General features: G+C 60.8%; 13 protein-coding genes. 5 read left to right on the top strand and 8 right to left on the bottom strand.

Annotated elements, in window-relative coordinates; translation table 11 throughout:
• Nucleotides 1-82: 82 nt before the first annotated feature.
• The 4 genes from VES88_00725 to VES88_00740 all read right to left on the bottom strand — a co-directional run bounded on the left by VES88_00725 (nucleotide 83) and on the right by VES88_00740 (nucleotide 4,853).
• Nucleotides 83-1,474: an NAD-dependent succinate-semialdehyde dehydrogenase gene (locus VES88_00725; protein ID HYN79996.1), complete on the bottom strand. Its 1,392-nt coding sequence runs from the start codon at nucleotides 1,472-1,474 to the stop codon at nucleotides 83-85.
• A gap of 105 nt (nucleotides 1,475-1,579) precedes the next feature.
• Nucleotides 1,580-2,713, bottom strand: a complete 1,134-nt coding sequence (locus VES88_00730; protein HYN79997.1) for a hypothetical protein — start codon at nucleotides 2,711-2,713, stop codon at nucleotides 1,580-1,582.
• Between the two features lie 89 nt (nucleotides 2,714-2,802).
• Nucleotides 2,803-3,369: a hypothetical protein gene (locus VES88_00735; GenBank protein HYN79998.1), complete on the bottom strand. Its 567-nt coding sequence runs from the start codon at nucleotides 3,367-3,369 to the stop codon at nucleotides 2,803-2,805.
• Between the two features lie 149 nt (nucleotides 3,370-3,518).
• On the bottom strand, nucleotides 3,519-4,853 hold the full coding sequence (locus VES88_00740; GenBank protein ID HYN79999.1) for a lysophospholipid acyltransferase family protein: 1,335 nt from the start codon (nucleotides 4,851-4,853) through the stop codon (nucleotides 3,519-3,521).
• A 226-nt stretch (nucleotides 4,854-5,079) separates the two neighbouring features.
• Between VES88_00740 and VES88_00745 the strand changes: the two genes are divergently transcribed.
• Together VES88_00745 and VES88_00750 are read left to right on the top strand one after the other, a co-directional pair.
• Nucleotides 5,080-5,727, top strand: coding sequence for a YceI family protein (locus tag VES88_00745; GenBank protein HYN80000.1), 648 nt, complete (start codon nucleotides 5,080-5,082; stop codon nucleotides 5,725-5,727).
• A 61-nt stretch (nucleotides 5,728-5,788) separates the two neighbouring features.
• Nucleotides 5,789-7,210, top strand: a complete 1,422-nt coding sequence (locus VES88_00750; protein HYN80001.1) for a porin — start codon at nucleotides 5,789-5,791, stop codon at nucleotides 7,208-7,210.
• On the opposite strand, the gene VES88_00755 is transcribed toward VES88_00750, so the two are convergent.
• On the bottom strand, nucleotides 7,152-8,795 hold the full coding sequence (locus tag VES88_00755) for an ATP-binding protein (GenBank protein ID HYN80002.1): 1,644 nt from the start codon (nucleotides 8,793-8,795) through the stop codon (nucleotides 7,152-7,154). The two genes, VES88_00750 and VES88_00755, sit on opposite strands and share 59 nt — an antisense overlap.
• A gap of 149 nt (nucleotides 8,796-8,944) precedes the next feature.
• Between VES88_00755 and VES88_00760 the strand changes: the two genes are divergently transcribed.
• The 3 genes from VES88_00760 to VES88_00770 are packed head-to-tail and all read left to right on the top strand — an operon-like array spanning nucleotide 8,945 to nucleotide 11,747.
• Nucleotides 8,945-10,012 carry a copper oxidase gene (locus tag VES88_00760; protein HYN80003.1) on the top strand — a complete coding sequence of 356 codons (1,068 nt, stop codon included), beginning with the start codon at nucleotides 8,945-8,947 and terminating at the stop codon, nucleotides 10,010-10,012.
• Nucleotides 10,013-10,026: 14 nt separating this feature from the next.
• Nucleotides 10,027-11,088 carry a histidine kinase gene (locus VES88_00765; protein ID HYN80004.1) on the top strand — a complete coding sequence of 354 codons (1,062 nt, stop codon included), beginning with the start codon at nucleotides 10,027-10,029 and terminating at the stop codon, nucleotides 11,086-11,088.
• Complete coding sequence (locus VES88_00770) at nucleotides 11,088-11,747, top strand: response regulator transcription factor (protein ID HYN80005.1); 660 nt, start codon at nucleotides 11,088-11,090, stop codon at nucleotides 11,745-11,747. The genes VES88_00765 and VES88_00770 overlap by 1 nt, the downstream gene beginning before the upstream one ends.
• An 88-nt stretch (nucleotides 11,748-11,835) precedes the next feature.
• Here VES88_00770 and VES88_00775 read toward each other — a convergent pair whose 3' ends face one another.
• From VES88_00775 to VES88_00785, 3 genes are read right to left on the bottom strand one after another with little or no spacing between them, the layout of a single operon-like run.
• On the bottom strand, nucleotides 11,836-13,782 hold the full coding sequence (locus VES88_00775; GenBank protein ID HYN80006.1) for a heavy metal translocating P-type ATPase: 1,947 nt from the start codon (nucleotides 13,780-13,782) through the stop codon (nucleotides 11,836-11,838).
• Nucleotides 13,783-13,794: 12 nt separating this feature from the next.
• A complete protein-coding gene (locus tag VES88_00780) occupies nucleotides 13,795-14,754 on the bottom strand; it encodes a universal stress protein (protein HYN80007.1) in 960 nt (319 codons plus the stop codon).
• 52 nt (nucleotides 14,755-14,806) lie between these two features.
• Complete coding sequence (locus tag VES88_00785) at nucleotides 14,807-15,289, bottom strand: pyridoxamine 5'-phosphate oxidase family protein (GenBank protein HYN80008.1); 483 nt, start codon at nucleotides 15,287-15,289, stop codon at nucleotides 14,807-14,809.
• Nucleotides 15,290-15,523 lie beyond the last annotated feature (234 nt).

Genomic DNA, 15,523 nt, shown 5'->3' on the forward strand with positions numbered 1-15,523 from the left:
TGCAATCACTCTATGCGGTGGGTCGGTACTCGTCGTCCGGTTCCGAATTGCCAAGGTCGTGCCGGTTCCGTAAGCGGGTTGCCTACTCGGACTTCGATTGACTGCCTTTCGAGTCCGCGAGCTTGACGCTCTTGATGTTGACGAATTCCCTGATGCCGAAGACGCCAAGCTCGCGGCCATAGCCCGAGTGCTTCACACCGCCGAACGGAAGGCCCGGCTCGGACGCGACCATTCCGTTGATGAATACGAGTCCAGCCTCGAGCTCGCGGACTAGCTGGTCACGCTCGGCGACATCGCTTGTCCATGCGCTGGCGCCAAGCCCGAAAGTCGTCGAGTTCGCCCTCGTAATGGCTTCACCGACATTCGATACTTTCCACACCGACGCGACGGGTCCGAAAAGCTCTTCACCCTCGGCGGGTGACGACGGAGGAATTTCAGCGAGCACGGTCGCCGCATAATAGAAACCGGCTCGATCGAGTCGCTTTCCGCCGGTGAGAACCCGGGCTCCTGCTGCCACCGTTGCCACGACCTGCTTCTCGAGGTCGTCGCGGATCTGCGCTGTCGCGAGCGGACCGAGCTGTGTCGATGGCTCCATCGGGTCGCCCGTGCGGAGCGCTGACACACGCTCGACAAAGCCACGCATGAAATCCTCGTAGATCTCCTCGTGGATTATGAATCGCTTCGCGGCGATGCACGACTGGCCGTTGTTGATCATCCTCGCCGTCACCGCGGTTTCCATCGCGGTATCGAGGTCGGCGCTCGGCATCACGACGAAGGGATCGCTTCCGCCGAGCTCGATGACTGTTTTCTTGAGGTTGCTGCCGGCCGCGCTCGCCACGGCGCGGCCAGCTGCGTTGCTTCCTGTAAGCGTGACTGCGGAAATGCGCGAGTCGGCGATGAGCTTCGACACCTCGGATGATTCGACCAGAAGGGTCTGAAAGACTCCTTCTGTGAAGCCCGCGCGGCGAAAAATATCCTCGAGGGCGAGCGCGCATTGCGGGACGTTCGACGCGTGCTTGAGGACGCCGACATTCCCGGCCATGAGTGCCGGCGCAGCGAAGCGAATCACCTGCCAGAACGGAAAATTCCATGGCATCACGGCCAGCACGACACCAAGAGGCTGGAACGAAACCCATGCTTTGCCGCCCTGAACATCCGCGGGCTCGTCGGCCAGGAAGGAGTCGGCGTACTCGGCGTAGTAGCGGCAGGCCAGAGCGCACTTTTCCGCTTCGGCGATCGCCGCGGCAATGGGCTTGCCCATTTCTATAGTCATGAGCCGCCCGAATTTCGCTTTTTCGGACTCGAGAACGTCGGCCGCTCGGAGCATCAACTTCGATCGCTCCGCGAACGGGAGCAGTCGATGCTTTCGAAATGCGTTCTCTGCTCGACTCAGGGCACCATCGATCTCTGTAGCGGTCGCCGCGTCGAATGTCTCGAGCGTCTCACCCGTCGCGGGGTTTACAGTCGCAATCATGATGAAACGGATTTAGCAGATTGAACGGATCAGGAGCATTTCAGGATTATCTGAGATTCTCACGAGCGCTCTGTCTCTCATCCGTTCAATCTATTCAGATCCGTTTTACTGGTATTGGATGTACATCGGCGGCGGGGTCAGCTTGAGAACTTCGCTCGGCGTGAGGAGCGGCTCGCCTTTCTTCGTATCGTTGTGATAGAACAGCTTGAACCCGGTGAATTGGACCGGATCGGCCTGGACGTAGTCGCGATATGAATCGTACTTGAGCCAGGGGTTCCCCCAGCCGTCCATGTCGATCACCACCTGCACGCGCGGGTCGAGGCGGATGCTCTTCGAGCCGGTGAGCATGTTGCGCGTGAAGCGATGGATGACGAGGACCTTGGGCGGAACGTTGTTGGCTTTAACGATGTCGCTCAGGAAGCGAATCGTGAAGTTCACGTCTTCGGCGTTCATGGTTCCGATCCTGGCGCCGGGCTTGTCGCCGAACTTCATGGAAAATTCGGGGTCGAGGCCAAGGTGAACATTGGGACGCTTGAGGAACCGCACGAGCCTCGGAATCTCCTCCTGCACTGTGGACTTCCCGACCTGCACGTCGAGAAAGAGGAGGGCATTTCGCTGCGCGGCCCACGATGAGACTTTCTCGACGAGAGTATCAGGCATTCGGAGACGATATTTTCCGTCGCGCCCGGGAGCTCCCTGTGCGACTACTACTATAAGATGTAGTGCCGGCTGAACCGGGTGTGCGGGATCGGCCTTGTTCCACGCTGCGACTTCTCTGTCGAGGCGTGCGAGCATCTGATCGGGAGGAAGCTCGCCCAGTATCCCCATTCTCTTCGACAGCGGATTACCGTAGTACGCGACGATGCGCCGGCTCGGAAGGATGGCGCCGGGAAGCGGCGACGCTGTGTTGACGGGCCATCGCGTCTCTTTCATCCCGGCGCGAACCGCTGCGACGAGAGCGAGGCTGTCCTTCTTGCTTCGGCCGGGAACAGAGGAAACGGTGATCGCAGCCCTTGCAGCGGCGGTTGTGTCTTTGACTAGAGCCGAGTCGTTTCGTGCGGCGGGTGCCGCCGGTGCGGCTACGGTGTCGGTCACGGCGACGGGATCGAGCGTCGGCATCGGCGATTGATCAACCGGCGGTGATGTCTTGGCCTCGTTGACTGTACAGCCACCAGCGGCTGTAAGGAGGACGGCAAGAGCGAGCCCCGCCGCGGAGTATCGGGAGTTGAGATGAGTCACTGTCGTTGTGATTGGGGACTGCTGAAACCTAATACGCCCTCATAGTAGCCGGTGCGCAAGGACTGAACGCGTGCCGACAGCGCGCAATGTCACCTCAGCTGGACCACGAGAGGGGGTCCCTGTGGCTTCTCATTGTTCTTGCCGACTTCGATCAGATTGCGCGCCGGCTTTCCGTCGATCTGCAGAAAGAAGCGTAGCTCCAACGGATCCCCGTCGACCTTGAAGCTGAACCCGTCGATATCGTCGTTCGTCAGCGCGCTGAAGACAATCCGGCGATCGCCGTCCTTCTCGATCTTGTCCTGGTCCTTTGTCACAACTACAGGAGCTCGGCCGCGTGTAACCCGGGCCCGGCCGCGAGGACCAACGACCACGCGACGCGCGCGCCCCGGATACAGCACCTTGGACTCCGATTCGACGTCAATTCGCTTGAGCGACTCGAGCTCACCGGCATCGGCTGCCACCGAGCCTGTGAAGCGCCGCATTGCGCCCTTGGTCGTCCAGCGAACGTTCCACTGGTCTCCATCTTTCCAGATGTAATATCCGAGATCGACTCCTTCCGAGAACGCGGGCCGGCCGTCGTACATGGCCGTCTGCGCGTCTGCGCGAGGTGAGTACAGCACGAGTAACGTCGCGGCTAAGAGCAAGGTTGTTCGCATGACAGGAGTCTCCGACTCGAAGGAGGACGCAACGCCGGGCAGCCGCACACATCTGTAATTGGGCGTGCGGGTTTGACGAAACCCCGATTGTGACGCAATAGTGTGATGCTCGGGACCGTGTTGCAAGCGGGCTGTTTGTCCCCCCGGTCTCAAGCCTCGAAGTCGGCCGCCAGCTGCATGATCTCCTGGCGGATTGCCGTGCGTTCGGCGACCAGGCGGAGGTAACCCCAGCGCTGGAATTGCGACACGGCCACAGCTCTCGCGCTGCCGCGCAGCTCGTCGAGTCTCTCGAAGACCAGTAAAGCCACATACCCGCTGATTGGAGCCAGAACGAGCGCTCCGACACCTGCCAAAGCACCAAAGCTGAAACCGACGGCGAGGGCGACTATGATCCAGGCGAGAGGGAACAGCAATGCGCCGGCGATGAGCTTGATCGTCGCGACGATGCCTTCGTCGCCCCGTGACAGTCCGGTCGCGATGAATGCGACCATGCGGTACGCCGGGTAGTTGACGATCGCGCCGATCAGCGCGATTGGAAGGCCGAGTATCAGGACGCCCACTGTCTTGACTGCTTCGCCCATCTGGTGCGCGCCGCGGGCTGCAGCCGGCCTCAGCGTGTGCGGGTCGAGCCCCGTCTCACGCAGCTCTGTCTCATAACGAGTTATGCGTGCCGTGATTGCTGCGAGACGCTCGGGTGCATTTGTGCGAAGCGTCGCATAGCCGGCCATGAATCGCCGGCGCAGCTCGAACTTGTCGACGAGGCGCTCAGCTGCCGCGGGATCCTCGGACGAAAAGACTTCTTCCGCGCGTGCGACGAGCGCCAGTGCTTCGTGCTCGTCGGCCTGAAGCGTGACGTCACTGAGTGCCTGCTCGATGCGCTCCGTCACTGCATGTACAGCGTCGGACGGCGGCTCGCCGTTTGGTTTCAGCGGCGCGGGCGTCACGGAAACCGGCTCACCGAAATAGAGGAGCGCAGAGCTTCGAAAGAGTCTCTTGGCTGTGTAGTAGATCCCGAGCGGTACAATGGTCAGCGGCTCCCCGTCGCTATTCATTGAAGTAGCGCCGAGTGCGATGCGCGCCGCGCCGGTCTTGAGCGGCCGCATTTTCGGATCGTCGTGAGACGCGCCTTCGGGGAAAATGGCGATCACGCCACCGCTGGCGAGAATGGCGCGAGCGCGCTCGAACGTCTGGCGATTCTTTGCCGGATCGAAGCCACCGTCCTGGCGGCGGTAAACGGGAATCGACCCGAGTGCCGTCACGAACCAGCTGATTACCGGCATCTCGAACAGAGGCGCCTTCGCGAGAAACGACACCGGGCGGGGCGACAGGCACAGCAGGAACAGTGGATCGATGAGGCCGTTAGGGTGATTCACGGCAAGCATTACCGGGCCATCTCGCGGAACGCGATCGATGCCGGATATCTCGATCCGTGGAAAGAACACGCGCAGGATCACGCGCAGGACGGAGCTGATAACTCTTCTCATTGCTGAACGTTACGATCCGGTGTGGACGCTCGCATACGTAGGGCTACGTAGCACATGGTGGCCACAGCCAGTGTAGGGAATTCCCCTTCGGCACCGTCGCGTTCCCTCACAGGAAAATCCGCACTCCTCCCACAAAGATTAGTTGAAGCCCGACATTGCGGCGGATTTCTGAATCATACCTTGATCGCAGCTTCGAACACCTGCCTGCGACAACAGGAGAATTCAGATGATCGTCAAATTTTTTCTAGTTCCGTTACTCACCATCGCCGCGACTGCCACATTCGTTCGAGCCCAAGGCACAGATGGCCTCAGCCTCGAGCTGCGCCCGGGTAGCGAGCTCTCGTTCGAGGGAACGTCCACTCTCCACGGGTTCACCTGCAAGACGACAAAGCTCCAGGCTACGGTGCAGGTGGACGGCGGCTACAGCGAAACTCGGCTCTCACAGCTGCACCGACCGCTCAAGACCGTCGAAATCGTGATTCCGGTCAAGAGCCTGACGTGCGGCAACAAGGGCCTCGAAGAGAACATGCGCAAGACCCTCAAGGCCGATCGCTATCCGGACATCCGTTACGAGCTGTCCACCTACGAGATCCCGGCGACCTCGGTCACCGACAACGGTCTCACACTCAAGGCGGTTGGAAAGGTGACGGTCGCAGGGAAGGAGAACACGATCGAAATGCTGATCAAGGCGGAGCGTCTCGCGGACGGGAGTGCAAGAGCAACTGCAACCCAGTCTCTCCAGATGACCGACTTCGGCATCAAGCCTCCGGTATTCATGCTCGGCACGCTCAGGACCGGCAACAAGATCGTGGTTTCGTTCAAGCTCGTGGCAAGCCCGCGGACGCTGGCATCGCTCGGCTTCCCGAATCAGTGACAGCCTTAACCAAAGCACAGTCTCGACGCAATCAATCTCAATAATCCAACAGGAGTGCACGATGAAACGCTCGAATACTTATCTCGTCTCGGTCGCGCTGGTTCTTGCAGCCGCAATTCCGGCAGCTGCCCAGGAGCTGGCCCGGGTCGCCGTTGTCACAGACTCGCCGGAGGTCATGGCGCCGGCACCCGACACCGCGAAAACAGTGAAGGCGCCGCGCTTCGCGCCGCCGCCAATCGAGATCCAGTATTTTCGCCCGCAGGATCGTCGCGGTCTCAACGTGTTCGAAGCGCCGAAGGAAGAAGGCGCTCCCTACACCGGCTTCAAGCTCAGCTGGGGCGCTGCATTTACTCAGCAGTACCAGTCGCTGAAGCACAGCAACGCCGCCAGCCCGAAGCTGGTGACCACTGCCGGCGTAAGCACTGACGCGAACAAGCTGATCGAGATTGGATCGGGCTTCAACAACGCAGTAGCCAATCTCTACTTGAATGCGCAGCTGGCCCGCGGCATTCGCGTTTCACTCAACACCAATCTTTCGTCGCGGCACCACAGCGAGACCTGGGTAAACGACGGGTTCCTGCTGATCGACGCCTCTCCGTTCGATGTCAACGCGCTCAACACGCTCATGAAGTACCTCACGCTGCGCGTCGGGCACTTCGACATCAATTATGGTGATGCGCACTTCCGTCGCAGCGCGAACGGCAACGCGATGTACAACCCGTTCGTCGGCAACTACATCATGGATGCCTACACCACCGAGATCGGCGCCGAGGCATATCTGCGCTCCAACGGCTGGCTGGCGATGGCGGGAATGACGGGTGGAGAGATCCGCGGCCAGGTCACGAAGCCCAAGGACCGCTCGATGACGTACCTCACCAAGCTCGGCTGGGACAAGCAGCTCAGCTCGGACCTGCGTGTGCGTGTGACTGGTTCGTCCTATGCCAAGTCAAAATCGGTGAGCAACACCTTGTTCAGTGGTGATCGCGCGGGCTCGCGATATTATAGCGTGCTCGAGAACACCACGTCGACGGAGTCGGCACAGGCCTGGTCGGGCGCCATAAACCCCGGCTTCAAGAGCTCCGTGCACGCGATCGTCTTCAACCCATTCGTGAAATTCCGCGGCCTCGAGCTGTTCGGCAACGTCGAGCGGGCCAAGGGAAGAGCAGCCACTGAGCTGACGGATCGCACGTGGCGCCAGAACGTTGGCGAAGCGGTCTATCGGTTCCTCGATCAGCAGCTATATGTGGGCGGCCGTTACAACACGGCGAAGGGTGACCTCGTCGGCATGCCGAATGACGTGAAGGTGCAGCGGTATCAGCTTGGCGGCGGATGGTTCATCACGCCCAACGTGCTGATGAAGGGCGAGTATGTAAACCAGAAGTACCTCGACTTCCCGAGCACCGATATTCGCAGCGGTGGGAAGTTCAAGGGACTGATGGTTGAAGGAGTAGTTGCCTTCTTTCCTGCGTGGTTGGCAGCGTAAAATGGAACGTGCTTCCTTCGCCCACTTTGCTTACCGCCCAGATTCGCCCGCCGTGGGCCTCGATAATTCCACGGGTGATTGTCAGCCCGAGCCCCGCTCCTTCGCGATCGGTTCTTCGGGATTGCCAGAAGCGATCGAAAGCGTGGGAGAGCTGCTCCTCGTTCATACCCGGACCTCGATCAATTACAGACACCTCGACGTGATCGTCCCGTCGCTCAGCCCTCACATCGATCGAGCTCTCTGGAGGCGAAAACTTCACGGAGTTGCCGATCAGATTCGATAGAGCCTGACGTATGCGCTCCCGATCCACGGAGACCATTGGCAAGCCACGCTCGGTGGAGAATTGAAGGCTTATCGACTTTGCGCTTGCGATGGGATTCAGCGTTCCGAACGCATCGGAAAGCAGATCGCTGACATCGGTCGGAGCGGTCTCGATCTTCAAGCGGCCGGCCTCGATCCTCGTGACGTCGAGCAAATCGCGAATCAGCGAGTCCATCTGCTCAGACGCCTGACGGATGATTGTCGAATACTCGATGACGTCGAGCGGAAGAGGGAAGCTTCGTTCGGTTCCGAGAATCGCACCGGTTAGCATCTTCACCGCGTTGACGGGGTTCCGGAGGTCGTGCGACACTATGCCGATCATATCGTCGCGCGCGCGGAGACCGAGAGTCACCTGCTCATGAAGCCGGGCGTTGTCGATGGCCAGTGCGGCGCGGCGACTCGTGTCTTCGGCGAGCACTACGTCGTCAGGGTCGAGCTTTCGCCGTCGCGTATAGAGCTCCATTACTCCCAGCAGCTGGTCTCGCGCCACGAGCGGCAGAACGAGCGCTGAAGCGGCGGCACCGTCGGAGAAGATAGGGCCGGACTCGCCCAGCATGGCTGCCAGCCGCGGCTCCGCGGTTTCCGAATTCGGAATCGAGAAAACCTTTCCTGTGCGAATCACTTCAGCGACGGGGTGTGACCCTCTCAGGTCGACGGGTGATTCGACACGCAGCATCTGCAGTTGCTCGGCACGCGGCGCATCGACATGCGCGGCCGCAACTCCGTGAAACGTGCCGCCGTGGAAGACACTGACAATAGCCGCATCTGCCAGTGTGGGCACCGCAATGCGCGCAGCGCTGCTGACGGTTTCGGCAGTGCCGAGTGACAAGGCCAGGACCTCGCCCGCTTCGGCCAGAAACCGCTGGTTCTGCTCGGCCCGCCGTCTGAAGGTGATGTCACGCAGGACGACAGAATAAACGCGGTTAGGCCCGCTCCCCAGGTGAGAGATAGCCGCTTCAGCTGGAAATTCCTCGCCGCTCTTTCGCAGACCGGAGATCTCATTGCGCTCTCCCATCCGGCGGGCCTGGACGGTTGACTGGCCGAAGCGTCTCACATGATCGCGATGAGTCGAGCGATAGCGGGCGGGAATCAGCAATTCGATCGGCTGGCCCAGCGCTTCCTCGCGGTCATAGCCGAAGATCCGCTCCGCACCTTCGTTGAAGAACGTAATCCGCTGAGCCTCATCGATGCAGATGATCGCATCTGCCGAGATTACCGCAATTCCGGCGAGAACTGCGTCGGCGACGGGGTCAGAGACGCCCATTAGCGGGATTTGTAGGGATTTCCACCACGGCTCGATAAAGGTATTGAGCGAAAGGTTCCGCAGTCCACCCGACAGTTGCTCCAGACTGTGAATCGTAGGTTGAGTGAACCCGAAGGCGACTACGATTGAGCACAACCATCGAGCGAGAAATGACCGAAAAATCCACGTCCATCGATAACATCGTCAGGGAGATCTCTACCAGGCGCGGCTTTCTGAAGCGTGCTGCGGTCACTGCGATTGCGGGCGGCGCAGTAGCTGCTTGCAAGGAAGGCAGCGCGCAGAAAGTGGCCCGGACGGAGGGCGGCTCTTCTCTGACGCCGAAGCCAGCAGCCGGCCCGGCGCTCAGCGCCGCGGAAATGATGGATAACATGCACGAAGCCGGAGTGAAGGCCTTTCCTGCGAAGACCGCGGGCAAGGGTAATCAGCCACTCGCGCCCCGGATCGAAAAAGGCGTCAAGATCTTCGAGCTCACGGCCGAGAAAATTCAGTGGGAGACAGCGCCCGGCCAGAAGGTCGAAGCCTGGGCGTACAATGGACAGGTTCCGGGACCGCAGATCCGCGTACGCGAGGGAGACCGCGTGCGATTTATCCTGCACAACAAGCTCGAGCAGTCGACCGCCGTACACTTTCATGGACTCGAGCTTCCAAACGACGTGGACGGCGTTCCGTTCATCACTCAGCCACCTGTGAAGCCGGGCCAGAGCTACACCTATGAATTTACCGTTCCTATCGGGAATCATGGCTCGCACATGTACCACTCGCATCACAACGCCGCTCAGCAGGTAGGGCTCGGACTGCTCGGCGCCTTTCTCGTCGACCCGAAGAATCCGTCGAAGATCGAGCGAGCGGATGTGGACTACACACTCATTCTCAACGACGGTGCGCACGGCTACACCTGCAACGGGAAGGGTTTTCCGGCGACAGAGCCGCTGAAGGTAAAGACGGGCCAGAAGCTCCGTATCCGCTTCATGAATGAAGGGATGATGATCCATCCAATGCATCTTCACGGCATGCACATGACCGTGATCGCCAAAGACGGGTGGGCGGTGCCCGCTCCGTGGAAGTGTGACACGCTGAATGTCGCTCCCGGCGAGCGCTGGGACGTGATTGTGAACTGCAAGGCGCCGGGCGTCTGGGCGTTCCACTGCCACATCCTCCCGCATGCGGAGTCCGAGCACGGCATGTTCGGGATGGTAACCGCAGTCATCGTCGGCTGAGACGAGATTTTCATATGACATCCACAACTATTCCCGGGATCCGCCACACTTTCTGGAAACCCGCCAATATGGGCTTCACCGGAATCCTCAAGAGCGTGCTGCGCATTCCGCTCGTCCTCAAAGTACTGGGCGCAAACGCGCTGATCATAGCTGTCGTGCTGGCGCTCGTCGGTGGTGGCCTGTGGGGCGAGAGCCAGGGGCAGCTGGTCGTTGTACTTGCTGCGCTGACCGTAGTGTGCATCGTAAACCTTCTCCTTGTTCGGCTTGCTCTCAGTCCGATCAATCACCTCGAGGAGGTTGCCGACCGCGTGTCGGCCGGGGACTTCGCCGCGCGCGCGCGTCCGTCACTCGTGGCGGATCCGCAGCTCGCCCGTCTGTCCGACACGGTAAACGAGCTGCTCGATTCGCTGGCGGCGGAGCGGCGTCGCATTCAGAAGCTAGGCGTCGAGGTCGTCACGGCCCAGGACACCGAGCGCTCGCGAATAGCGGGTGAGCTTCACGAGTCGATCGCGCAGACCTTGGCCGCGGTACGATTTCAGCTCAGCGCGGCCGACGCAGGGACTTCCGACCCCGCGATGAAGAACAGTCTCGCCACCGCCCGCGGGATGATCGGAAAAGTCATGGAGGAAGTGCGCAACATCTCGCAATCGCTGCATCCGCGAATGGCAGACGATCTCGGGCTCGTCATCGCTCTGGAGGAGCTTGCGCATCAGACCGGTGAGCGAAGCGGTCTCAAGGTGAAGGTTACGGCGAACATCGGGCAGAAGCAGGTGCCCGCAGCCGTCGGGGCAACCTTGTTCCGTGTTGCCCAGGAATCACTGAAAAGTGCCGAAGCGCGCGCCGCGGACGGTACAGCGGAGATCCTGCTGTATTCCAGCAACGGCGCTATCTGTCTCGAGGTCAGCGACAACAATCAGGGATTGGACAGCGGCGACTCGATGGTCGATAATTCTGGCAATGGGTTGGCGACGATAAGGGACCGCGTCGCGTTGACCGGAGGTGTGATGCGAATTGCCAGCGAGCAGAATGGCGGCACGAAGGTAACGGCCGAGCTCCGTCCTACAGACGAGAATTGATGACGACTGACCTGATTAGAGTCGTCCTCGCTGACGACCACGCCGTCGTCCGCGCCGGCGTCAAGGCGGTTCTCAGCAGCGCGAAGGACATCCAGGTAATTGGTGAAGCGTCGAATGGTCGCGATGCGGTCGCGATGGTCGAGCGACTGAATCCCGATGTCGTCGTCATGGACTTGTCGATGGGCGAGATGGACGGCATCACCGCGACGAAGGAGCTGGTTGGGAACGAAACGCGCGCCAGGATCCTGATCCTCACGATGCACTCAGAGGATGCGTACCTGGTGAAGGTCCTCGAGGCGGGCGCCCAGGGATACCTCCTCAAAAGTGCGGCCGATCGCGAACTGGTCGACGCGGTGCGAGCCGTCGCGCATGGGGACGTTTACATGCAGCCGTCGGCAACACGCGCTCTTGCGAAGGGAATACAGCGCAAGTCGGAGCACGCCGACGAGCGCGAGAAGTACGAGAAGCTCACCGAGCGTGAGCGCGATGTGCTGCGATACGTTGCGGGCGGTTTCAGTGCCCCGGAAATCGGCGAGAAGCTCTTCATCAGCCCGAAGACCGTCGATACGTACAAGCAGCGAATCAACGAGAAGCTCGGGCTCGCGCATCGGTCAGACTACGTGGACTTCGCTCTCAAGCTCGGCTTGCTGAACAAGTAAACCGCCCGTGGAGTGCCGCTTCGCTCCACATCGTTACAGCTGAAGCGTCAATGAACAGGAAGACCGATGCGACCGGGAGTTTTCTTCGTTAAGCGGCGGGAGACAACCGAGATTCTCCAACCGGCCTCATAGGTCTCACCGGTCTGGTAGAGATAGCCTCTGCACTTTCGAGTGGCTTGCTTGCGCGCAAGGCATTCAGTATCACTGCCACGTCGATCACCTCTTGAAGCAGCGCTCCCTGAACCGGAGTAATTCCTCCGAGCGCCGCAATCGCCGCGGCGCCCGCGCTCAGGCCCAGGCCGAACCAGATCGACTGCCGGGCGATGCGCATCGTTCTCTGACTTATGCGCACACTTTCCGCCACGCGTGAGATGTCGTCCACAAGGATCACGACGTCGGCCGCTTCCGCAGTGATTCCACCGCCCTGGCTGGCCAGAGCGATCCCGACAGTGGCGGTGCTCAGTGCCGGAGCGTCGTTGGTTCCGTCGCCGATCATCGCTACACGCTCTCCGGCTTTCACGAGATCCCGCACCACGTTGACTTTCTGCTCCGGCAGCAAATCCCCTGCGGCTTCGCGAATCCCAATCTCGTCGGCAACAGAGCGAACGTTCGAGTACTGATCGCCGGAAAGGAGGAGCGCCCGTTTCACGCCCAGCCGGCGTAGCGCAGAAAGGAGATCTGGAATCCCTGGCCGAACTCGATCCGCGTACTCGATGATTCCAGAGAGCCGTCCGTCAACGACCACATATGCCCTCAGCCCCTCTCCCTGGTCGTTGAGCGAATCGAGCGCGGCGCGCACCACGGGATAGCGATCCAATGCGTATGAAGCAGCGCCAACGGTGACGGCGTGACCCTCGACAAGCCCGTTTACGCCGCGACCAGCATCTTCGTGCACATCGGTCGCGAGGGGCAGTGGACCATAGGCCTGCTCGGCGGCTTCGACGAGCGTTCGAGCCAGAAGATGACTGGAGCCTCGCTCGACCGCCCCAGAAAGACGAAGGATCGTTGAATCTGGCAGCGAACCGATGCGAATCACGCGTCGCACCTGCGGCCGTCCGACCGTCACAGTCCCCGTCTTGTCGAACACGGCTGTCGTCAGCTGTCCGAGATTCTCGAGGGCCGTGCCATTTCTGATGATGATCTGGCGCCTGGCCGCAGAGTTGATTCCACCGATCATTGCAACAGGTACAGCGAGAAGCAGCGGGCAAGGCGTCGCGACGACGAGGATCGCGAGAATGCGAACTGGATCCCCCGAGATCGCGTACGCAACGAGGCAAACAACCAGCGTGAGCGGTGTGAACCAGACGCCGTATCGATCGGCGAGGCGCTGAAGCGGAGCCTTGCTCGCCTGCGCCGAGCGGACGAGCTCGACGATTCGTGCGTACTGACTCTCACTCGCGGGAGCGAGCGCCTCGATCTCGAGTGGACTTTCCTGATTGAGGCTGCCGCTCATTACCCGTGATCCATGAACCACGGTCACAGGGAGCGGCTCACCGGTGAGCTTCGCAACATCGATATGTGAGCGTCCAGTGATGACGATGCCATCGCATGGAATCAGCTCTCCGGGGCGGATCAGCAGCAGATCGCCAACTCGTACGTCGCCTGCTTCGATATCGTCCACCGACCTGCCGGATATGCGATGAGCCAGGCGCGGAGCGGCGTCCTCGAGAGCTCGCACTGCATCGGTCGCCTTGCGCTCAGCATACCGCTCCAGCGCCTCGCCTCCGGATTGCATCAGCACGATCACAAGACCGGCGAGGGGCTGCCACAGAATCAGCGCGAGCAGTATGGCAAGCGTTGCGACGAGATCGACTGCGAAGCGGCCAGACGCAACTTCTCGCGCTGTCTGCAACACCAGCGGCGTCCCGACAATCAGGAGGCCGAGCCACCAGACAACCTCGGCTGCGGCAGGACTCGCGTCCCCAATCACGACCAGCGTGCCCAGTGCAACAAATGCGATGGTGACGAACGGCAGCCACCCCGCCCTCAGCCAGCTCTGCCAGGCTCGACGGGGTGGCAGCTTATCGGTGTGCACCTTCCGTCCGGGTCAGGCGAAAGCTGCTGAAAGCGCGTGAGGCGATTGGAGAACACGCTCGCGAACCGGCAGCTCCGACGGATGAACGACGAGCATCGACAGCAGTCCCTCACTCATCACGCGGTCGGCAACGCTGCCGATGATCGCTCGCGCAATGCCCCCACGGCCATGTGTCGCGATTGCAATCAGGTCTTCGTCGCTTGCCTGAGCAAAACCGGCAATTGCTCGCGGGACATCGTCGGCAACGACTACGGCTGAGTGGATGTGGAGACCGGGCTCAACCAGCGCGATTCGCATTTTTGCGAGGTAGCGCTCTGCCTCATCGATGCCTGCTGCCCTGCGCGGGGCAATCCAGGCTCCTGGTTGTGCGGGAGCCGTCTTCTCGGGCGTGACGATTCGCAGAAGAGTCAGTTGCGCGTGCTCGATTTTCGCCAGGGCGACAGCGAACTGGAGACTTCGTTCGGCAAGCGATGAACCGTCGAGAGGAACAATGATGCGCTTGTAGCAGGGACCGTCGATGAGCTCCGTGGCGAGCGAAGGCGGACGCACTACGAGCACGGGGATTCCCGACTCGCGGATGAGCTGATCAGCAACGCTGCCGAGGAATGCCCGCGATATTCCGCGCCGCGCGTGCGTCGCCATGACGATAAGGTCAACTCCGTGGCGGAGCGCATGGCCGCGAAGGGCGTCCGCAACGGGTCCTTCCTCGACCGTCGCGGATATCTCGACGTTCGAGTTCGATTTGCACTCGGCGGCCAGGCGATAGAGCTGAGTGCGCAAATCGTCGCGCTCGATTGTCCAGGCTGCACTTTCGAGGGCCATCGTGTCGGGCCCGCCGGACATAATCGGACCGGGTGCAACGCGAACCAGCCGCAGCCGAGCTCCCGATTTCCGGGCAAGTCGCAGTCCCTGAAACACAGCCTCACGGGAGAAGGCAGATCCATCCACGGGCACCATGATAACGCGGTACATACGGTCTCCTCTGTTGATTGCGGTCAGGAGGACGAGATTGCTGCGGTCGGGATCATCGGGTGCTCGCCGCCCGGCCGCTCAGACTGTCAATTGCAATTGCGAAGAGCTCGGTACGGAATGGAACGGGATCCGTTTCACGGAACGTTTCAGGCGCAAAATCGCGAACGAGCTCGAGCGCTTCCTGCTTCAGCTCCAGGTGCTGGGGCGTTCCTTCCTTCCCGACTTGATAGAAGCTGCCGTGCGCGACAACGCTCTCCCAGTCGAAAGGCCCGCGAACCTCGTCAACCTCGAACGCGACCCACTGGTTGTGGCGTAAGGTCATGAGCTTGTCGCTCGGGGAAGTTCGGCCGTAGAGCCAGTTGTCGCGGTAGACGTAGTGGATTGGCCGGATGTCCACGCGATCGTGAAACGAGAACGCAAGCCTGCCGACGTGATTTCGCGCGAGCAGCGCGCGTATCTCGTCATCGCCGAGCTCGCGGAATACTACCTTGTCTTTCGGCTGTTTCGTGCCTCGAGTCGAGCGTGTTGAGTTCACGCGTTTCACCTGTAAGCAGATCGATGGAATGAAGGTGCTGGGCAGGCGTCGCGATCGCAGTCAGAGATTTTCAGGAACGACTGTCAGGGAAACCCGTGATGATTCCGGGACACTGCGCGGTGTTACCTCACAGGAATTCGGGTTTCCGCCGACTGTAGGTGGCTCCCCGGGCGACGATCTTCGAGGTGGTTCCGCGCACACTCACCGGTGTGCTCATCGCGAACGAGAATCGCC

It is taken from the genome of Gemmatimonadaceae bacterium (assembly GCA_035633115.1).
Classification (GTDB): Bacteria; Gemmatimonadota; Gemmatimonadetes; order Gemmatimonadales; family Gemmatimonadaceae; genus UBA4720.

What these genes read in the sequence shown, in the direction of transcription:
- VES88_00725 (HYN79996.1), bottom strand. Translation starts at nt 1,474, where the DNA reads ATGATTGCGACTGTAAACCCCGCGACGGGTGAGACGCTCGAGACATTC.
- VES88_00735 (HYN79998.1), bottom strand. Translation starts at nt 3,369, where the DNA reads ATGCGAACAACCTTGCTCTTAGCCGCGACGTTACTCGTGCTGTACTCA.
- VES88_00740 (HYN79999.1), bottom strand. Translation starts at nt 4,853, where the DNA reads ATGAGAAGAGTTATCAGCTCCGTCCTGCGCGTGATCCTGCGCGTGTTC.
- VES88_00745 (HYN80000.1), top strand. Translation starts at nt 5,080, where the DNA reads ATGATCGTCAAATTTTTTCTAGTTCCGTTACTCACCATCGCCGCGACT.
- VES88_00750 (HYN80001.1), top strand. Translation starts at nt 5,789, where the DNA reads ATGAAACGCTCGAATACTTATCTCGTCTCGGTCGCGCTGGTTCTTGCA.
- VES88_00755 (HYN80002.1), bottom strand. Translation starts at nt 8,795, where the DNA reads ATGGGCGTCTCTGACCCCGTCGCCGACGCAGTTCTCGCCGGAATTGCG.
- VES88_00760 (HYN80003.1), top strand. Translation starts at nt 8,945, where the DNA reads ATGACCGAAAAATCCACGTCCATCGATAACATCGTCAGGGAGATCTCT.
- VES88_00765 (HYN80004.1), top strand. Translation starts at nt 10,027, where the DNA reads ATGACATCCACAACTATTCCCGGGATCCGCCACACTTTCTGGAAACCC.
- VES88_00770 (HYN80005.1), top strand. Translation starts at nt 11,088, where the DNA reads ATGACGACTGACCTGATTAGAGTCGTCCTCGCTGACGACCACGCCGTC.
- VES88_00780 (HYN80007.1), bottom strand. Translation starts at nt 14,754, where the DNA reads ATGTACCGCGTTATCATGGTGCCCGTGGATGGATCTGCCTTCTCCCGT.